This window comes from Arthrobacter sp. TJ-170 (assembly GCF_058269305.1).
Genome location: NZ_JBZCNL010000008.1, coordinates 150,680 through 167,051, shown reverse-complemented (window position 1 = coordinate 167,051; position 16,372 = coordinate 150,680). Strand labels below are relative to the sequence as shown.

General features: G+C 62.7%; 18 protein-coding genes and 1 tRNA gene. 14 read left to right on the top strand and 5 right to left on the bottom strand.

What is annotated here, in order from left to right:
- Positions 1-6: 6 nt before the first annotated feature.
- The 7 genes from AC4D1W_RS14840 to AC4D1W_RS14810 all read left to right on the top strand — a co-directional run bounded on the left by AC4D1W_RS14840 (position 7) and on the right by AC4D1W_RS14810 (position 6,164).
- The gene (locus tag AC4D1W_RS14840) at positions 7-918 is read left to right on the top strand and encodes a segregation and condensation protein A (protein ID WP_490899227.1); all 912 of its coding nucleotides are present in this window, start codon (positions 7-9) and stop codon (positions 916-918) included.
- A gap of 4 nt (positions 919-922) precedes the next feature.
- Complete coding sequence (scpB, locus tag AC4D1W_RS14835) at positions 923-1,564, top strand: SMC-Scp complex subunit ScpB (protein ID WP_490899245.1); 642 nt, start codon at positions 923-925, stop codon at positions 1,562-1,564.
- 23 nt (positions 1,565-1,587) lie between these two features.
- The gene (locus tag AC4D1W_RS14830; protein WP_490899226.1) at positions 1,588-2,634 is read left to right on the top strand and encodes a pseudouridine synthase; all 1,047 of its coding nucleotides are present in this window, start codon (positions 1,588-1,590) and stop codon (positions 2,632-2,634) included.
- Between the two features lie 3 nt (positions 2,635-2,637).
- Positions 2,638-3,750 (top strand): prephenate dehydrogenase, encoded by a 1,113-nt coding sequence (locus tag AC4D1W_RS14825; protein ID WP_490899225.1) that lies wholly within the window; start codon positions 2,638-2,640, stop codon positions 3,748-3,750.
- A complete protein-coding gene (cmk, locus tag AC4D1W_RS14820) occupies positions 3,747-4,445 on the top strand; it encodes a (d)CMP kinase (RefSeq protein WP_490892451.1) in 699 nt (232 codons plus the stop codon). Before AC4D1W_RS14825 ends, cmk begins: the two co-directional genes overlap by 4 nt.
- A 17-nt stretch (positions 4,446-4,462) precedes the next feature.
- Complete coding sequence (gene der, locus AC4D1W_RS14815) at positions 4,463-5,995, top strand: ribosome biogenesis GTPase Der (protein WP_490899224.1); 1,533 nt, start codon at positions 4,463-4,465, stop codon at positions 5,993-5,995.
- Between the two features lie 95 nt (positions 5,996-6,090).
- Positions 6,091-6,164, top strand: a tRNA-Pro gene (locus AC4D1W_RS14810).
- A gap of 83 nt (positions 6,165-6,247) precedes the next feature.
- Here AC4D1W_RS14810 and AC4D1W_RS14805 read toward each other — a convergent pair.
- Positions 6,248-7,276, bottom strand: coding sequence for an ion channel (locus AC4D1W_RS14805; protein WP_490899223.1), 1,029 nt, complete (start codon positions 7,274-7,276; stop codon positions 6,248-6,250).
- Positions 7,277-7,392: 116 nt separating this feature from the next.
- Here AC4D1W_RS14805 and AC4D1W_RS14800 point away from each other — a divergent pair, with 116 nt between their 5' ends.
- Positions 7,393-8,232, top strand: a complete 840-nt coding sequence (locus AC4D1W_RS14800; protein WP_490899222.1) for a siderophore-interacting protein — start codon at positions 7,393-7,395, stop codon at positions 8,230-8,232.
- A 60-nt stretch (positions 8,233-8,292) separates the two neighbouring features.
- Positions 8,293-9,315 (top strand): non-homologous end-joining DNA ligase, encoded by a 1,023-nt coding sequence (gene ligD / locus AC4D1W_RS14795; RefSeq protein ID WP_490899221.1) that lies wholly within the window; start codon positions 8,293-8,295, stop codon positions 9,313-9,315.
- Positions 9,316-9,318: 3 nt separating this feature from the next.
- Here ligD and AC4D1W_RS14790 read toward each other — a convergent pair whose 3' ends face one another.
- The 3 genes from AC4D1W_RS14790 to AC4D1W_RS14780 form a co-directional block, all read right to left on the bottom strand.
- On the bottom strand, positions 9,319-10,140 hold the full coding sequence (locus AC4D1W_RS14790; protein WP_490899220.1) for a PKD domain-containing protein: 822 nt from the start codon (positions 10,138-10,140) through the stop codon (positions 9,319-9,321).
- 137 nt (positions 10,141-10,277) lie between these two features.
- Positions 10,278-10,922 carry a DUF6318 family protein gene (locus AC4D1W_RS14785; protein ID WP_490899219.1) on the bottom strand — a complete coding sequence of 215 codons (645 nt, stop codon included), beginning with the start codon at positions 10,920-10,922 and terminating at the stop codon, positions 10,278-10,280.
- 97 nt (positions 10,923-11,019) lie between these two features.
- A complete protein-coding gene (locus AC4D1W_RS14780; RefSeq protein WP_490899218.1) occupies positions 11,020-12,069 on the bottom strand; it encodes an ATP-dependent DNA ligase in 1,050 nt (349 codons plus the stop codon).
- Between the two features lie 216 nt (positions 12,070-12,285).
- Between AC4D1W_RS14780 and gcvH the strand changes: the two genes are divergently transcribed.
- The 5 genes from gcvH (at position 12,286) to AC4D1W_RS14755 (ending at position 15,284) form a co-directional block, all read left to right on the top strand.
- Positions 12,286-12,672, top strand: a complete 387-nt coding sequence (gcvH, locus tag AC4D1W_RS14775; protein WP_490892443.1) for a glycine cleavage system protein GcvH — start codon at positions 12,286-12,288, stop codon at positions 12,670-12,672.
- Between the two features lie 77 nt (positions 12,673-12,749).
- Positions 12,750-13,229, top strand: coding sequence for an FHA domain-containing protein (locus AC4D1W_RS14770; RefSeq protein WP_490892442.1), 480 nt, complete (start codon positions 12,750-12,752; stop codon positions 13,227-13,229).
- An 8-nt stretch (positions 13,230-13,237) separates the two neighbouring features.
- Complete coding sequence (gene ftsR / locus AC4D1W_RS14765; RefSeq protein WP_490892441.1) at positions 13,238-13,987, top strand: transcriptional regulator FtsR; 750 nt, start codon at positions 13,238-13,240, stop codon at positions 13,985-13,987.
- A 9-nt stretch (positions 13,988-13,996) separates the two neighbouring features.
- Positions 13,997-14,506 carry a bifunctional nuclease family protein gene (locus tag AC4D1W_RS14760; RefSeq protein WP_490899217.1) on the top strand — a complete coding sequence of 170 codons (510 nt, stop codon included), beginning with the start codon at positions 13,997-13,999 and terminating at the stop codon, positions 14,504-14,506.
- Positions 14,507-14,690: 184 nt separating this feature from the next.
- Positions 14,691-15,284 carry a MerR family transcriptional regulator gene (locus AC4D1W_RS14755; RefSeq protein WP_400587543.1) on the top strand — a complete coding sequence of 198 codons (594 nt, stop codon included), beginning with the start codon at positions 14,691-14,693 and terminating at the stop codon, positions 15,282-15,284.
- Positions 15,285-15,351: 67 nt separating this feature from the next.
- Here the strand turns inward: AC4D1W_RS14755 and AC4D1W_RS14750 are convergent, their stop codons facing one another.
- On the bottom strand, positions 15,352-16,179 hold the full coding sequence (locus AC4D1W_RS14750; protein WP_490899216.1) for a ParA family protein: 828 nt from the start codon (positions 16,177-16,179) through the stop codon (positions 15,352-15,354).
- Positions 16,180-16,372 lie beyond the last annotated feature (193 nt).

Below are 16,372 nucleotides of genomic sequence, written 5' to 3'. Positions count from 1 at the left end.
CACCTGATGGCGCAGGACGCTAACGACGACGGCGCAGCCCCTTCTGCGGCACCCGAAGGTGAGAAGGCGGGGCGGTTCGAAGTCCGGCTCGACAACTTCAACGGGCCGTTCGACCTGCTGCTGAGTCTTATCTCCAAACATGAGCTGAACATCACAGAGATAGCGCTGGCGAAAGTAACCGATGAGTTCATCGCTTATATCCGGGCCTTCAGCGCCGCCGGCGACAGCTTCTCGCTCGACGAAGCGAGCGAATTCCTGGTCATCGCCGCGACACTGCTGGATCTGAAAGCCGCCCGCCTGCTGCCGTCCGGTGAAGTGGAGGACGAGGAGGACGTCGCCCTCCTCGAGGCCCGCGACCTTCTTTTCGCACGCCTCCTGCAGTACAAGGCGTTCAAGGAAATTGCCCGCCAGATGGGGGAGCGGCTCACCGAGGAGAGCGAACGGTTCCCGCGGGCTGTGGCTCTTGAGCCCCAGTTCGCAGCGATGATGCCGGAACTGACCTGGCGGATGTCGCCGTCGGACTTTGCAGCACTGGCCGCGAAGGCGCTGGAGCCCCGCGAGCCGGCACCAACGGAAGTGGGAATCGGCCACCTGCACGCGCCGGCGGTCAGCGTCCGTGAGCAGGCAGACATCATCGGGCAGCGGCTCCGGGAGCAGGGCGTTCTGTCCTTCCGGCAGCTCACTGCAGACGCGGACTCGCTGCTCGTCGTGGTCGCCCGCTTCCTCGCGCTGCTGGAAATGTTCCGCGACATGGTGATCGCCATGGACCAGGCTGCGCCGCTGGGGGAGCTGACCGTTCGCTGGTCCGCAGGTGAAAGCAGCTGGACTGCGGACAACATCAGCGAGGAATACGATCAGGACGTCCTGCCGGTCGCGGGCGACACCGTAGAAGGAGGAGTCCATGAGCGAGCGAACTGATCAGATGCATGAGGGCCCCCGCACAGCGTCGGAAGAAGTGCCCGTCCCTGATGTCGCCTCATTGCCCGGCGGAGTGCCGGCCGCGGTCGAGGCCGTCCTCCTCGTCGTTGAGGAACCGGTGACCGATCTGCAGCTCGCGACGGCGTTGGAGGTTCCTCTGGATCAGGTGCGGGATGCGCTCGGGGAACTGAAGGCCGAGTATGACGGCTATACTGGTCAGGGCCCGGAAACCGGACCAACCCGGCGTCGGGGCATTGAGCTTCGAAATGTCGCCGGCGGGTGGCGGTTCTACACGCGCAGCGAGTTCGCTGCCGTCGTCGGACGGTTTGTCCTCGACGGTCAGAGCGCACGGCTTTCGCAGGCGGCTCTCGAAACCCTCGCCGTCATCGCTTACCGGCAGCCGGTCTCACGATCACGGGTGTCGGCAATCCGCGGTGTGAACGTGGACTCGGTGGTTCGCACCCTTGTTCAACGTGGACTGATCGCCGATGTCGCTACCGATCCCGAGACCGGAGCGGTGCTCTACGGAACCACACCGCTTTTTCTGGAAAGATTGGGTATTGGCACCGTTGCCGAACTGCCCAAGCTTTCTCCGCACCTGCCCGGCCTTGAAAACCTGCAGGACTTCGACGACACAACGTACTGACGTACAACAGCTAAGGAATTTCAATGACACAGGCGCCCCGCTCCGGATCCGGAAGGAACCGCGCCGGCCGTAACTTTGCCTCCGATCCCGCGGGAAAAAGCGGGAGGGACGCCGGTGGAGCTAATCCGTCGCGCGCCGGCAAGGGTGCAGGCAAGGATGCCCCCAAGGGTGCAGGCAAGAGTGTAGGCAAGGGCGCTCAAAAAGCCGCACGCAGCGGCCAGAAGGGCGCGTCCGCGGGTTCAGCGCCCTTCGGCAAGGAGCGCTTCGGCCGCAACCTTGGTCCCGTGCACCGCCCACGCCGCCCGAAGGCTCCGCCCGTTGACAGGCTCGACGTGCATGATCCCGATGGTGTCCGCCTGCAGAAAGTCATGGCGTCGGCAGGTGTGGCATCGCGCCGGGTATGCGAAGACATGATCCGCGACGGCCGCGTTGAGGTGGACGGCAGCATCGTAACGGACCTCGGTGTCCGGGTTGACGCATCGAGCGCTGCCATCCACGTGGACGGCATCCGCCTCCAACTGAACGAGACCATGCTCTACTACGCGTTCAACAAGCCCAAGGGCGTGGTCTCCACCATGGAGGACCCCGAGGGCCGCCCCTGCATCAGCGACTTCCTGAAGAACCGTAAGGGGGAGCGGCTCTTTCATGTCGGCCGCCTCGATGTCGCGACTGAAGGTCTGATCCTGCTGACCAATGACGGCGAACTCACCAACCGCCTCACGCACCCGTCCTTCGAAGTGTCCAAAACCTACCTTGTGCAGGTCCGCGGGCCAATGGCTCACGGCATCGGAGCCCAGATGAAGGACGGCATCGAGCTGGAGGACGGTATCGCGAAGGTCGATTCCTTCAAGCTGGTCGATTCGACTCCCGGTCATGTGCTGGTTGAGGTCGTGCTTCATTCAGGACGCAACCGTGTTGTGCGCCGGTTGTTTGACGCCATCGGTCACCCCGTTGAGCGCCTGGTGCGCACCCAGTTCGGCCCCATCCGCGTCGGCGATCAGCGCCAGGGCAGCATCCGCGTTCTCGGCCGTCAGGAAGTTGGGCACCTCCTGGCCGCTGTGGAGATGTAGCCGATGGTCGTAACAAACGGCGGCACACACCTGTCCGGCCCCGTGCTGATTGTCGGCACCGGTTTGCTCGGCACAAGCATCGGGCTCGGACTGCGTGCACGGGGGCTCGACGTCGTCCTCTCCGACATCTCGCCGTCCACCCAGGCTGTGGCACAGGACATTGGTGCAGGCCGCCCGTTGGACCCGGCCGATTCGTCATTCGCGCCTGAACTCGTGGTTGTCGCAGCGCCGCCGGACGTCACAGGCGCACTGGTCGTCGATGCGCTGGCAGCTTACCCGGCCGCCGTCGTCGTCGATATTGCCAGCGTCAAGGATGCGGTGCTGAAGTCAGTAGCTGAAGCAGCCGACGACGACGCCCTCGCGCGCTACGTCGGTACCCATCCCATGGCAGGGCGGGAGAAATCGGGGCCGGTTGCTGCCCGCGCCGAGTTGTTCACCTCCATGCCGTGGGTCATTTGCGCGTCGACGCACAGCGCGCCTGAATCGGTACGCACTGCCGAAGCGCTGGCGATCGACCTCGGGGCGGTTGTTTCCCGGATGTCGAGCGAGGAGCATGACCAGGCGGTTGCGGTCATTTCCCACCTGCCTCAGGTGTTGTCGTCCCTTCTGGCGAGCCGGCTGCAGGACACACCCGCTCACGCCCTCTCGCTTGCGGGGAACGGGCTGCGGGACGTGACCCGGATTGCTGCCAGCGATCCGCGGCTGTGGGTGCAGATTCTCTCTGCGAACGCGGACCGACTGGTGGAGATCCTCTACGGTGTGCGTGAAGACCTGAACCGGCTGATCGGCACGCTCGAGAATCCGCTGGGTGAAGGTGCGCGGCTGGATATGGCGCAGTTGATGGCGGAGGGCAACATCGGCCAGGCCCGAATTCCCGGCAAGCACGGCGCGCCCCCCGAAGCGTTCGCCAGGCTCACCGTGCTGGTGGATGACGTTCCCGGACAGATTGCACGGCTGCTCACTGAAATCGGGGACACCGGCATAAACCTTGAGGACCTGAGAATCGAGCATTCGCCCGAGCGCCAGGTAGGTATGGCCGAGGTCTCGGTGCTTCCGGGCAAACGGCACGAGCTCACTGATTTCCTCACGGATCGCGGATGGAAGGTAGTTCAGTGACTGCATCTCTTGCACACTTCCGGTTGGGCAAGTCCCTCGTTGTGGCCATCGACGGACCGTCCGGTTCCGGCAAGTCCAGCGTCAGTCGTGAGGCCGCCAGCCGGCTGCATGCGGCGTACCTCGACACCGGTGCCATGTACCGCGCGGTGACCCTGCATTGCCTGGAAAAGGGCGTGGACCTGTCCGACGCCGGGGCCGTGGAACGTGCCTCCCGTGAACTCGACCTGTCCCTCAGCACCCGACCGGACACCGAGTCGGTCCTGATCAGCGGTATCGACGTGACGGACGCCATCCGGGAGCCGCGGGTTTCGCGTGCCGTCAGCGCGGTTGCCACCACACTCGGAGCCCGCAGCGAGCTGATCCGAAGGCAGCGGCAGATCATCGCGGACTCACACCACCGCATCGTGGCCGAAGGCAGGGACATCACCACCGTCGTCGCGCCGGATGCAGAGGTGCGCATTCTCCTCACCGCAAGCGAGGAAGCGCGGCTCCGGCGGCGCGGTGACCAGCTTGGCGGTTCCCAAACCGCGGAGCAGTTGAAGCAGCAGGTTCTGGGCCGCGATGCCAAGGACTCATCCGTAGTGAATTTTCACCAGGCGGCCAACGGCGTAGTAACCGTTGATTCGTCGGACCTGGATTTCGAGCAGACAGTGACGGCGGTGCTCGACGTTGTTCGCACTGTCGCCCACCAATAAAACGAAGGATCGCGAATATGAGCGAGAACCAGACCGAACTTGAGGAAGAGTATGAGCCCACGGGCGAGGACTCCGTAGCCGAGCACATCCATGCCCTGGATGACGAGGAGGCTGAGCGTCGCGCCGAATCGCTGCGTGCAGGTCTGGAGGACTATGAGCTTGACGAGGAGGATGCAGCACTCCTCGCGCAGGAACTCGGTGATTACGACGAGGACGCAGCGGTTCGGCTCGATCCTGTCCTTGCGATCGTGGGCCGCCCGAACGTGGGCAAGTCAACCCTCGTGAACCGCATCCTCGGACGCCGTGAGGCAGTCGTCGAGGACACTCCGGGTGTCACGCGCGACCGCGTCATGTATTCAGCCACCTGGAACGGCACCAACTTCACGCTGGTGGACACCGGTGGTTGGGAGCACGACGCTCGCGGCATCCACGCACGCGTCGCAGACCAGGCCGAAGCCGCCGTCGACCTAGCGGACGCCGTGCTACTGGTCGTCGACGCGACTGTGGGTGCGACCGCCACGGACGAGGCGATTGTCCGCATGCTGCGGCGCAAGAAGAAGCCCGTCATTCTGATCGCGAACAAGGTCGACGACATCCAGAACGAGGCCGATGCGTCCGCGCTCTGGTCGCTCGGGTTCGGCGAGCCGATGCCCGTGTCGGCGCTGCACGGCCGCGGTACGGCCGACATGCTCGACAGGGCAGTGGAAATCATGCCCGAGTTCTCCGAACACGGCGGCCTGGAGCGTTCCGGTGGCCCGCGACGGGTTGCGCTGATCGGACGTCCAAACGTCGGCAAGTCGTCGCTGCTGAACAAATTGGCGGGCACGGAACGCGTTGTCGTCGACCCGTTGGCGGGTACCACCCGCGATCCGGTGGACGAGATGATCGAGCTCGGCGGCCGCGTTTGGCGCTTTGTGGACACCGCCGGTATCCGTCGTCGGGTCCACATGCAGCAGGGCGCCGATTTCTATGCGTCGCTGCGTACGCAGTCCGCGTTGGAAAAGGCGGAGGTCGCCGTCGTCCTCCTCGCCGTTGATGAGGTGATGAGCGAACAGGACGTTCGCATCCTGAACCTCACGATTGAATCCGGCCGCGCGCTGGTCCTTGCATTCAACAAGTGGGACCTGCTCGACGACGAACGCCGCCGTTACCTGGAGCGCGAGATCGAGCAGGACCTCGCGCACGTCGAGTGGGCGCCGCGCGTCAACATCTCGGCGAAGACCGGCTGGCACAAGGACCGTCTCGTGCCCGCACTTGACCGCGCGCTGGAGTCCTGGGACAAGCGCATTCCGACCGGCAAGCTGAACGCTTTCCTCGGGGAGCTCGTTGCCGCGCATCCGCACCCGGTGCGAGGTGGAAAGCAGCCGCGCATCCTGTTCGGCACGCAGGCGTCATCACGTCCTCCGCGCTTTGTTCTCTTCACCACCGGTTTCCTGGATCCCGGGTACCGCCGGTTCATCACACGCCGCCTGCGTGAGACGTTCGGTTTCGAGGGCACGCCGATCGAGGTCAGCATGCGCGTCCGTGAGAAGCGCGGCCGCAAGAAGTAGCGCTTCTCCATCGATTCAGGGCCGTTCGGTTCGTCGGTCAGGGCATCGATAGGATAAGATTCTTCAGGTGGTTCGGACGAAATGTCCGGGCTGATCGGGATGTGGCGCAGCTTGGTAGCGCACTTGACTGGGGGTCAAGGGGTCGCAGGTTCAAATCCTGTCATCCCGACGGTAAGGTCCTGGAAACTCAAGGTTTCCGGGACCTTTTTCGTTCCCGGGATCATGCCCGGCAAGAGTCCTCAGCCGACTTTGTTATCTCGCCAGCGCCCCTGTAATGTCCTCAGCCGAGAGCGTGCGCTCGCCCACGTAGTAGAGAACTGAACCTGCGGGCAGCAACGTATCCCAACCGGGATTGATGACGGCCCCATTGTGCTGAACTGCGAGGACGGTAGTGGTGAACATCCGTCCCATAGCTTCCTGCACTGCTCCGAAGCTCATGTCCGAGAGAGTTTCGGGCAGTGGCGTGCTATAGGTGTTCCTGCCGCCATGGCTCATCAGGTCGGCGTAGACAACCGCTATGCCCGGATCCTGCAGTTCTTCGATCGCAAGGCGCGGTGAATGCCACTGGACGCAGCGGACCCCGTCATCGACATAGGAGAAATTGTGGGCACGGTTCATGTCCCGCAGCGTGACGACGGTGTGGGCGGTGGGATTCACGTGCGTGGCGGCTACGGTCAGGGCGAGCGCTTCGTTGTCGTCACGGGCATCGATGAGGACACGTGACGCGCGGTGTATCCCGGCGCGTCTCAATACGCCTTCTTCTGCAAGCTCGCCGCGGACGAAACCCAGGTTGGGGTGCTCAGGCAGTGGATTCTCGGGAACGTCCTCCCACGCGCACAGGGCCACCGGAAGCGCGCTGTCGGCCATGATCTCATGCAGCACCCGCTCGGTGCGCCCGGGCGTATAGCCGACGATCACCAGGTGATCGGACTTATTCAGGTCCACTTGGCCTTTCATGCGCCGTCCTTTTGTATTCTCGATCGCGGTAGCGATCCGGGTGAAGAGGGTAGTCAGCGTGACGATTCCGCCGACGATCACGTAGACGCCGACGAGGTGCCCACCGACGGTTGTCGGGAAGAAGTCTCCGTATCCCACAGTGGAGGCAGTGACCAGGAACCACCACCAGTAATTCTCGGGTGAAGTGATCGTGTTACTGGACGGTTCCGCCCACGCCATGAGTGGCCAGCTGGTGAGAAAGACCGTAAGTATGATGAGCGTCGGCGCGACCCACACACGGGCACGGCCAAGCCGGCGAATGAGGCGGGTGAGTACAAAGGGCAACCCGGCATTCCTTCGTGGTAGCGGGACGATACTGTTTGACCTTACGCTGTCGCTGCACGGGAGCCCTCCCTCCCCAGGAGATTCGTTAAGCTCACTGGGCATGAGAAATTGGATGGGTGAATACAGTTCAGCAGAAGACGAAGCCTGCTCGCCCTCAACTTGTCTTCGACGTCCTGGCTACGTCATGGGTGACGCCGCACATGGTTCGCGTCACGCTGGGCGGACGGGCGTTCGATCAGTTCCAGCCGAAGGACGTAACCGACAATTACGTCAAGTTGCTTTTCGCCAAGCCGGAACTCGAACTCGAGCCGCCCTACGACCTCGCTGCGCTATGGGAGCACCTTCCGCCCGGGGATGTTCCGGTGACGCGCACCTACACCGTCCGGCGGATCAATTCCGCTGAGCGCACCATCGAGATCGACTTCGTCGTCCATGGCGACGAAGGACTGGCTGGCCCGTGGGCGGCTAACGCGCAGCCGGGGGACCGAATCGCCCTGATGGGTCCCAACGGCGCCTACTCTCCTGATCCGACCGCCGACTGGCATCTGTTCGCCGGTGATGAGTCGGCTCTGCCGGCCATCAGCGCCGCCCTCGAAGCGCTCCCGGCAGAAGCTCTCGGTGTTGCTTTCGTTGAATACGGTGGCTCGGAAGATGTCATCGAGCTTGCGAAGCCATCCGGTATTGACGTGGTATGGGTTCGTCGGGAAGCGCGGGACGATACGACGAAGTCTCTGCTCGCCGCCGCCGTCGCAGCTTACCGCTGGCCGGGTGGTCGCGTGCAGGTATTCGCACACGGGGAGCGGGAGTCGATGAAGGCGCTGCGCGATGTTTTCCTGAAAGATCGCGGACTGACCAAGGATCAGCTCTCCCTGTCGGGTTATTGGGCCGCAGGCCGGACCGAGGACAGGTTCCAGGCCGAGAAGCGTGAACCCATTGGGGTCATCCTCCCAGCCTGACCAGACACTGCGGCGTGCCGCGCCGCGTGTGATTGTGGCCCTGAAGAGTATGTTGGACCCATGGCATCGGAGGCGACAGTTCTATCCGTTGATGGGCCGCACGGCACCCGGGAAGTTCGTATATCGAGTCCGAGCCGCGTCATGTGGCCTGCGCTCGGACTGACCAAGCTGGATCTGGCGAAGTACCTGATCGACGTGGGCGATGCCTTCATCGCAGCGAACGGTGACAGGCCGCTTGCACTGCAGCGCTTTGGTGACAACATCGACGGAGACCAGTTCTTCTCCAAGAATCCCCCGAAGGGTGCCCCGGAGTACATTCGCTCCGTGAAGGTCGAGTATCCGAGCGCGCGGTCCCATCCGCAGTTGGTGATCGACGAGCCGGCTGCAGCAGTGTGGGCGGCCCAGATGAACACGGTGGTTTTCCACCCCTGGCCATCACGTGCGGATAATTCGGACAACCCGGACCAGCTGCGGATAGACCTCGACCCTCAGCCCGGCACCGATTTCGACGACGCCATACCCGCTGCGATCGAGTTGCGGAAGGTGCTTGAGGAAGCTGGACTTAATGCCTTCCTGAAGACTTCGGGCAACCGCGGCATCCATGTGTATGCACCGATTGAGCCGGTGCGCGAGTTCCTCGATGTGCGGCATGCCGTGATTGCTGCTGCGCGGGAGCTTGAGCGCCGCATGCCCGACAAGGTGACTACCTCCTGGTGGAAGGAGGAACGCGGGGAGCGGGTGTTTGTTGACTTCAACCAGGCGAATCGGGATCGAACGATTGCGGGTGCCTACAGTCCCCGGGCGTTGGCTCATGCGCCGGTTTCATGTCCGATCATGTGGGAAGAGCTTGAGAAGGTCCAGCCGAAGGACTTCACGATCCTGACTGTGCCGGAGCGGCTCCGCACCGTGGGCGATCCTTGGGCCAACTTCCACGAGAAGCCCGGGACTATCGATACGTTGCTTGACTGGTGGCAGCGCGATCTGGATTCCGGTCTCGGGGAACTACCGTTCCCGCCCGACTATCCGAAGATGCCGGGCGAGCCGCCGAGGGTTCAGCCGAGCCGGGCGAAAAAGGATAAGTAGGGTTTACCTGCAGCCCCAAGCATTCGGGTTATCGGTGCAGGTGCCGTCCACGAGCCGGTTGTCGGAACGCCAGATGCTAATGAGATGCGGCTCTGACTGGACCGCGGCTTGTCCGGCGATAGGTATCCAAGGCCCGCTGTTGACGGAGTAGTCTCCGTTAAAGCGCGTGGTGAGGACTACGTTGTAGTCGCCGGTCGCAGCGTAGACGTGGCTGGTAGGAGTCTCCACCAGAAGCCAGTCACCCTCAGGGACGGCGTTTCCTGCGGTCTGTGTGGTCCTGGTGGTGCCGTCGCCGTAGTTCCAGTCGTACGCCACTGGCCAGGCCCGGATGCGTACCTCGTCCCCGAGGGTTTCGAAGGTGAACTCCTGCTCGGCGACGTCCGCCCAGAAGTTGTTGTGCCCGCCTAGGAGGCCGAAGTTGTTCGGCTCCGACACTACGGTCGCGGCGACGATCGGCTGACTTTGGAAGTCCTCCAGCGTGATGACAACCGCGGGCTCCGCTGCTTCGCCGCCGTTCGGGGGTTCCGGCGCGGGCGAGCCAGGGTAGAGGCAGGATGTGTCACCAGTTGGTGTCTCAGTCGGCGGCGTGGTGGAACTGTCGATAGCGATCCACTCCACCATCTCGCCGTCTGGCTCAGCGTCGCAGGCGGCGTTGATACGAACGCAGTCCGCAGGATTCAGGAAGCTCCCCACTCCTTGCAGGCAAACGCGTTCGTAGGTGTAAGACACCGCGGAACTTGAAACAGGGGCGGCCACATCCAGCTCACGAGCATTCGGCGGAGTGCCCGTGGATGCGTCGGCGACTGTCTCTTTGGTGTTATTCACTGCGGCTTCGCCACTGCCACCGAGCACGCCCTTCGTGTTGTCCGCCGCGGCGCCATCCGCTTGAAAGGTGCAAAGCATAGCGCCGACCAGGACCAAGGTAATCGGAACGGATCTTGGTATGGAGTAGATCACCATAGTTATGGCGCAACTTCCACAGTCCCAAAATCGAGCATCGTCCACTGATTCTCGTCATATACGGCGATCAGTTTCCGCAGCGTCGGTTCGGACACTGCAGCCAGTTCCTCGTCCAGTTCTCCGTTCGCATTGAAAACCGCTAGCTTCTCCTGCACAAGCGTCACGTAAGAATCGATAGAGCCAGAGGAAGTTTGGCGGAACTTTGTTTCGAAACTCTCAAGGTTAATCTCTCCACCGCTCTGCCAACCGCCATTCACAAAGGAGTCATTCGTTGTGCCAGCGATGTTCTCGCAGTTATTGCATCCGGCGTCAGTCACCGCCCACATGGGTTCGAAGTCGTTCATTGCTTGCGCGTAGTTCAGCAGCTCAAACCACCACTCCGTGAACGCCTCCAGCCCCTCTACGGTGTTCTCATCCGCCAGCGCGGGCTTCTCCGGGACGGGGATGTTCACCGCTGGTCCGGCCGCGGAAGCGGGGGACGGCGTCGGCGTCGGCGTAGGCGTAGGCGACGCAGAGGCGGAGTCCGATACCGATGGAGACTCCGACGGCGTCTGTGCCGCGCCGGGGCCGCCGCCCTGGCACCCGGCAAGAACAAGAACAGAGAGGGCTGCACCAACTAGGGTGCAAGCCACGCGAGACTGAGACATAGATTTCCCCGACGATGTGATTCCGTGTGAACTGCCAACCATCCTAACCAGAGTCAGTTACCAGCCCGGAGGTTATCCACAAGACGGGTAATGAACCTTAAGCCAGCACCTTGCTGAGATCGTAGGCCGCAGGAATCTCCAACTGCTCGAACGTGCAGGAGCGCGCCTCCCTGTCCGGCCGCCACCGCTCAAACTGCGCAGTGTGCCGGAACCGGTCGCCCTCCATCTGGTCATAACGCACTTCGACCACCCGCCGGGGGTGCAGCCGGACATAGGATACGTCTTTGGCCGAAGCGAAACGGCTTCGATCCGTTTCGCCGCGAATGATCTCCCCGTCCTCGTCGCGCATCACATCAGGTTCCAGCTCATCGATCAGTTCCAGCCGCCGCTTGTCCGAGAACGCGGACGCACCGCCGACGTTCCGCAATTCACCGGCGTCATCGTAGAGGCCAAGAAGAAGTGAACCCACACCCTGGCCGCTCTTGTGTACCCGGTAACCGAGTACCACGGCGTCGGCGCTGCGGTGGTGCTTTACCTTGAGCATGCGCCGCTTGTTCGGCTCGTACGCTGCGGTCAGCGGCTTGGCCACCACGCCGTCCAGGCCGGCCCCCTCGAATTCAACCAGCCAGCGTCGGGCGAGTTCGTCGTCGTCCGTCACCTGCGAGAGATGCACCGGTTCCGAGAAAGTTTCACCGATCCCCTCCAATGCCTTCCGCCGCTCCGCGAAGGGCACGTCGAGGAGGTTGTGGTCGTCGATCCCAAGTAAGTCAAAAGCGATGAACGACGCCGGTGTCTCCTTCGCGAGCAGGCGCACCCTGCTGTCGGCTGGGTGGATCCGCTGCGATAGCGCGTCCCAATCGAGGCGCTCAGCACCCGGTTCTCCGCGGCGGACCACAATCTCGCCGTCGATGACACACCGTTCCGGAAGGTTCTCAAGCAGCGCCTCGACAAGCTCCGGGAAGTAGCGGGTTAGCGTCTTCGACCCACGGCTCCCAATCTCGCACTTGCCGTCTTCAATATGGACGACGGCCCTGAAGCCGTCCCACTTGGGCTCATAGATCAGGCCGCCCGGAACACTGTCTGCGTCCGGCACTGCGTCCACGGCCTTGGCGAGCATGGGCTGAATCGGAAAGGGCAGGTCAGTCATAGGTCGATCCTGTCTTATGAGTACTTGAATTGCCATGGACGCCACGCGTATGAGGGGTCCTGTGGACAGGTAACCGGCCGGGCGAGAAGGGTGACGCACCGCACGGACACTGTGCATATACTCGATCGTGAGGCCCCCGATCGAGAGAGAAGGGGCCGCCGCTTGTTCATCGCTTTCCAAGAATCAAATCCGTCCGGTGCCCACGAAAGGCCGACAATGAGCAACATTCCCGAAGACCTTTACTACACTGCCGAACACGAATGGGTCACCGCACCCGACAACAACGGAGTTGTCCGTGTCGGTATCACCGACTTCGCTCAGGACGCCCTTGGCGACGTTGTTTATGTCCAGATGCCCGAGGGCGGCTCCAAAGTGGGCGCTTCCGACGTGATCGGCGAAGTTGAATCCACCAAGAGCGTCAGCGATATTTATGCTCCGGTCAGCGGTGAGGTCACCAACCGTAACGAAGCGCTCGACGGCGACCCTGCCCTGATCAACTCAGATCCGTACGGCGATGGCTGGCTACTGGAAATCAAGGTTGAGGACAGCTCGGTGGTTGAGGAGCTTCTCAGTTCGTCGGAATACTCGCAGCAGGTAGGCTAGAGTCACCGGCTGAGGCTAATAGTTTGTGGCCAGCCGGGAAACCGGTTGGCCACGTGTTTTGGGGAAGGATTTTTCAAATGGTAGGCGAGAACAACGCAGCCGGACAGGACGCTTCGGGATCGCATATGCCTTCGCCTGAGACAACCACCATCGGCTTGCCGCCCCAGTCGGCCGCGCCAACCGTTGAGCCGCGTCTGACCAATGAGGAACGAGCCGCGGTAGCAGCTCTTCCCGCCGGGTCGGCACTGCTCATCGCCCACACAGGCCCAAACGCCGGTGCGCGTTTCCTCCTGGATGAAGACGTCACTACCGCCGGGCGCCACCCGAACGCCGATATTTTCCTCGATGATGTGACGGTGTCCCGCAAGCATGCAGAGTTCCGTCGCGGACCTGAGGGCTTCCGCGTTGTCGATTCCCGGAGCCTCAACGGTACGTACGTGAATAATGATCGCGTTGACAGCGTTGTTCTGCGCAATGGTCATGAGGTACAGATCGGTAAGTTCCGCCTCACTTTCTACGCCGCCGGGAGCGTGCCGCAGTCTCAGGGTCAGGTCTAGGGACCTGCATGCCCTCCTCCCAGCCGTCCCGGCGACCCGTGGGTATAGCCCCGGAGCGTGTCAGCGGGAACGTCCTGAATATCGGGGAGGTCCTCACCGAACTGGCCGGGGACTTCCCGCAGATCAGCGCCTCGAAGATCCGGTTCCTTGAAGAAAAAGGGCTCATTACCCCGCAACGCACCAGGGCGGGCTACCGGAAATACACCCCGGTCGACGTCGAACGCTTGCGGTTTGTTCTGGCCCTCCAGCGTGATCAGTACCTGCCGCTGAAAGTCATCAAGGATTATCTTGACGCGATCGATCGGGGAGAGCGGCCGGAGAACCTGCCCGGTGGCCTCACCCTTGCTCCGCGTATGGTCTCGGACCAGCTTGCACGTGAACTCGGATCCCACGCCCGCAGGCTCACCCGGGAGACACTCGCGGCCGAAGCCGGCGCCCGTCCCGAACTGATCCGCGACCTCATTGCTTTCGGCCTCATTGCGGAGGTTGACGGACGCTTCGACGAGCACGCCCTGAAGATCACCCGCTCTTGCGTACAGCTCGAAGCGCACGGGATCGAGCCTCGTCACCTGCGCCCCTTCCGTGCCGCGGCAGATCGTGAACTCGGTCTTGTTGAGAGCGTGGTTGCGCCGGTGGCCTCCCGGCGAGACGTCGCCTCCAAGGCCCGGGCGGCAGAAACCGCACGCGAGATCAGCGAGCTCTGCCTCAACCTCCACAGCGCCCTCGTCCAGGGGCAGATTGCACGGATGGAAAACTAGGAGGCAGACATGATCGAGATGGATGTAGTAGGTGTTCGTATCGAGCTACCGTCCAATCAGCCCCTTGTCCTTCTCAAGGAGGCGGCGGGCACCCGCCACATTCCCATCTGGATCGGCGCACCGGAAGCCAGCGCAATAGCGTTCGTCCAGCAAGGGATTGTGCCGCCGCGTCCCATGACCCATGATCTCCTCGTGAGTATCGTCGCGGCCCTCAACCACACAGTGACCGAGGTTCGGATTGTCCGGGTGGAGGACACCGTGTTCCACGCCGAGGTTGTGTTTGAGGACGGCACAACCGTCAACTCCCGGGCATCTGACGCCATCGCTATCGCTCTCCGCGTACCGTGTCCGATCTATTGCGCACCGCAGGTCATGGAGGACACGGGCGTGGAGATCGCAGAGGCGGATGACGAAGACAGCGACACCTCCTCCGCGGAAGGCCAGGCCAACGCCGAGCGTGAGTTGAAACAGTTCCGCGAGTTCCTGGCCGACGTCGAGCCTGAAGACTTTGAGAAGTAGCCACTGACGACACGCCCTGATCGTTATGTGCGGCATCTTTGACCTCGGGTATCCGGGGATCTAACGTCGAAGCATACAGTTCCCATTGCACTAGCTGTAAACTCAGGGCAGACATTCATTTAATCCCCCTGTGGACCTCGGCTTGTGCCACTTCCCCCCGGGAACCAGAACGAGGAGGCAACACGTGAGTCCGAAAGGCGACGCCGGTACGGGTTCCAACGCGGCCGCTACGGGTGCATCGATACCCGCCAGCGCGCAGGGCCTGCTCTTCACCGAAGACCTTCCTGTGCTTGATGAAGACGCGGGCTACCGCGGACCTACCGCCTGCAAAGCAGCGGGTATCACCTATCGTCAGCTCGACTACTGGGCACGCACCGGCCTGGTCGAACCCGCAGTTCGCGGCGCCTCCGGGTCCGGCTCCCAGCGGCTCTACGGATTCCGGGACATCCTGGTGCTCAAGGTCGTCAAGCGGCTGCTCGACACCGGGGTTTCCCTTCAGCAGATCCGCAGCGCGGTGGAACACCTACGAGAACGCGGAGTCGAGGATCTCGCGCAGATCACCCTGATGAGCGATGGCGCCAGCGTCTACGAGTGCACCTCCGCTGATGAAGTGATCGACCTTGTCCAGGGCGGGCAGGGAGTCTTCGGTATCGCCGTCGGGCGCGTATGGCGGGAGGTCGAAGGAAGTCTTGCAGCGTTGCCGAGTGAGCACGCAGCCGATCAGGACTTTCCCGACGACGAACTGAGCAAGCGACGGGCAGCCCGCAAGATCAGCTGACCCCGGTACCATCATTGTGCCCCGCCAAGTGCGGGGCATTTTTGCGTCCGGTGGGCGCGCAGCGGCGTTAGCGGCGGGCGACGCGGTTGCGCATGCGCCCGGAGTCCAGCAGGGCGCGCAGCAGGTCGTCAAAGTACCCCGCTGCCTGCTTCGCTGATTCACCGGGCCAGTGGTGCACTGCATGCGCTGCACCCTGGATCTGCTGCCAGTTGGCCTGCTCCGTGATGGTGGGGCTGAGCAACAGATCACCGAACATCTGCTTCATTTCGCTCAGTCGGAAGGTGTGCTCGTTTGAACCGGTGCGTACCCGGTTCGCCACGATTCCGGCAGGCGCGAGATTCGGTGCGAACTCGTTCTTGAAAAGTTCAATGGCACGCATGGTGCGCTCTGTGCCGGCCACGGAGAACAGGCCGGGTTCGGCAACGAGCATGACCCTGTTGCTTGCAGTCCAGGCCATGCGGGTGAGCCCGTTCAGGGATGGGGGGCAGTCAATCAGCACAAGACGGTACCCCTCAACGCGACCCAGCAGCATGGAGAGCCGCCGCAGATCCCGCTTGCCGAGGTCGGGCCGGTCATAGATGCCCGAGTAGGCGGAACCCATCGCCACGTCGAGCACGGGCGTCACAGTGTTCGAGCTGCGCTTGAGAGCGTTATTGACCCAGCCGCTCGGCACAACGTTGGCGGCGAGGTCCCCCCGACGGGCATTTTTCAGCAGGCGGCCGATATCAGTCTGCTCGTTTGCCTGAACCCCAAGACCGGTGGTGGCGTCCGCGTGCGGATCAAGGTCGACAACAAGTGTGGGAATCCCTGCGGACAATGCCGCGGATGCCAGTCCCAGGGTGACCGAGGTCTTGCCGACCCCACCTTTGAGGCTGCTGATGCTCACTACTTGCACTTGTTGAACCAATACCTAACGTTTGAGATGCTACAGATCGCAGGATCGTTCGTCCCCGCACACCTATTCATCATAGGTGGACCCATAGACCGCACGGACACGGCTCGGCGGACGGGCGCCAAGTCGAAGAATTACCGGCATATGACCACAAATTTCTGTGACCAGAAAGACCAAATGTAGGCTGGGCACGCTA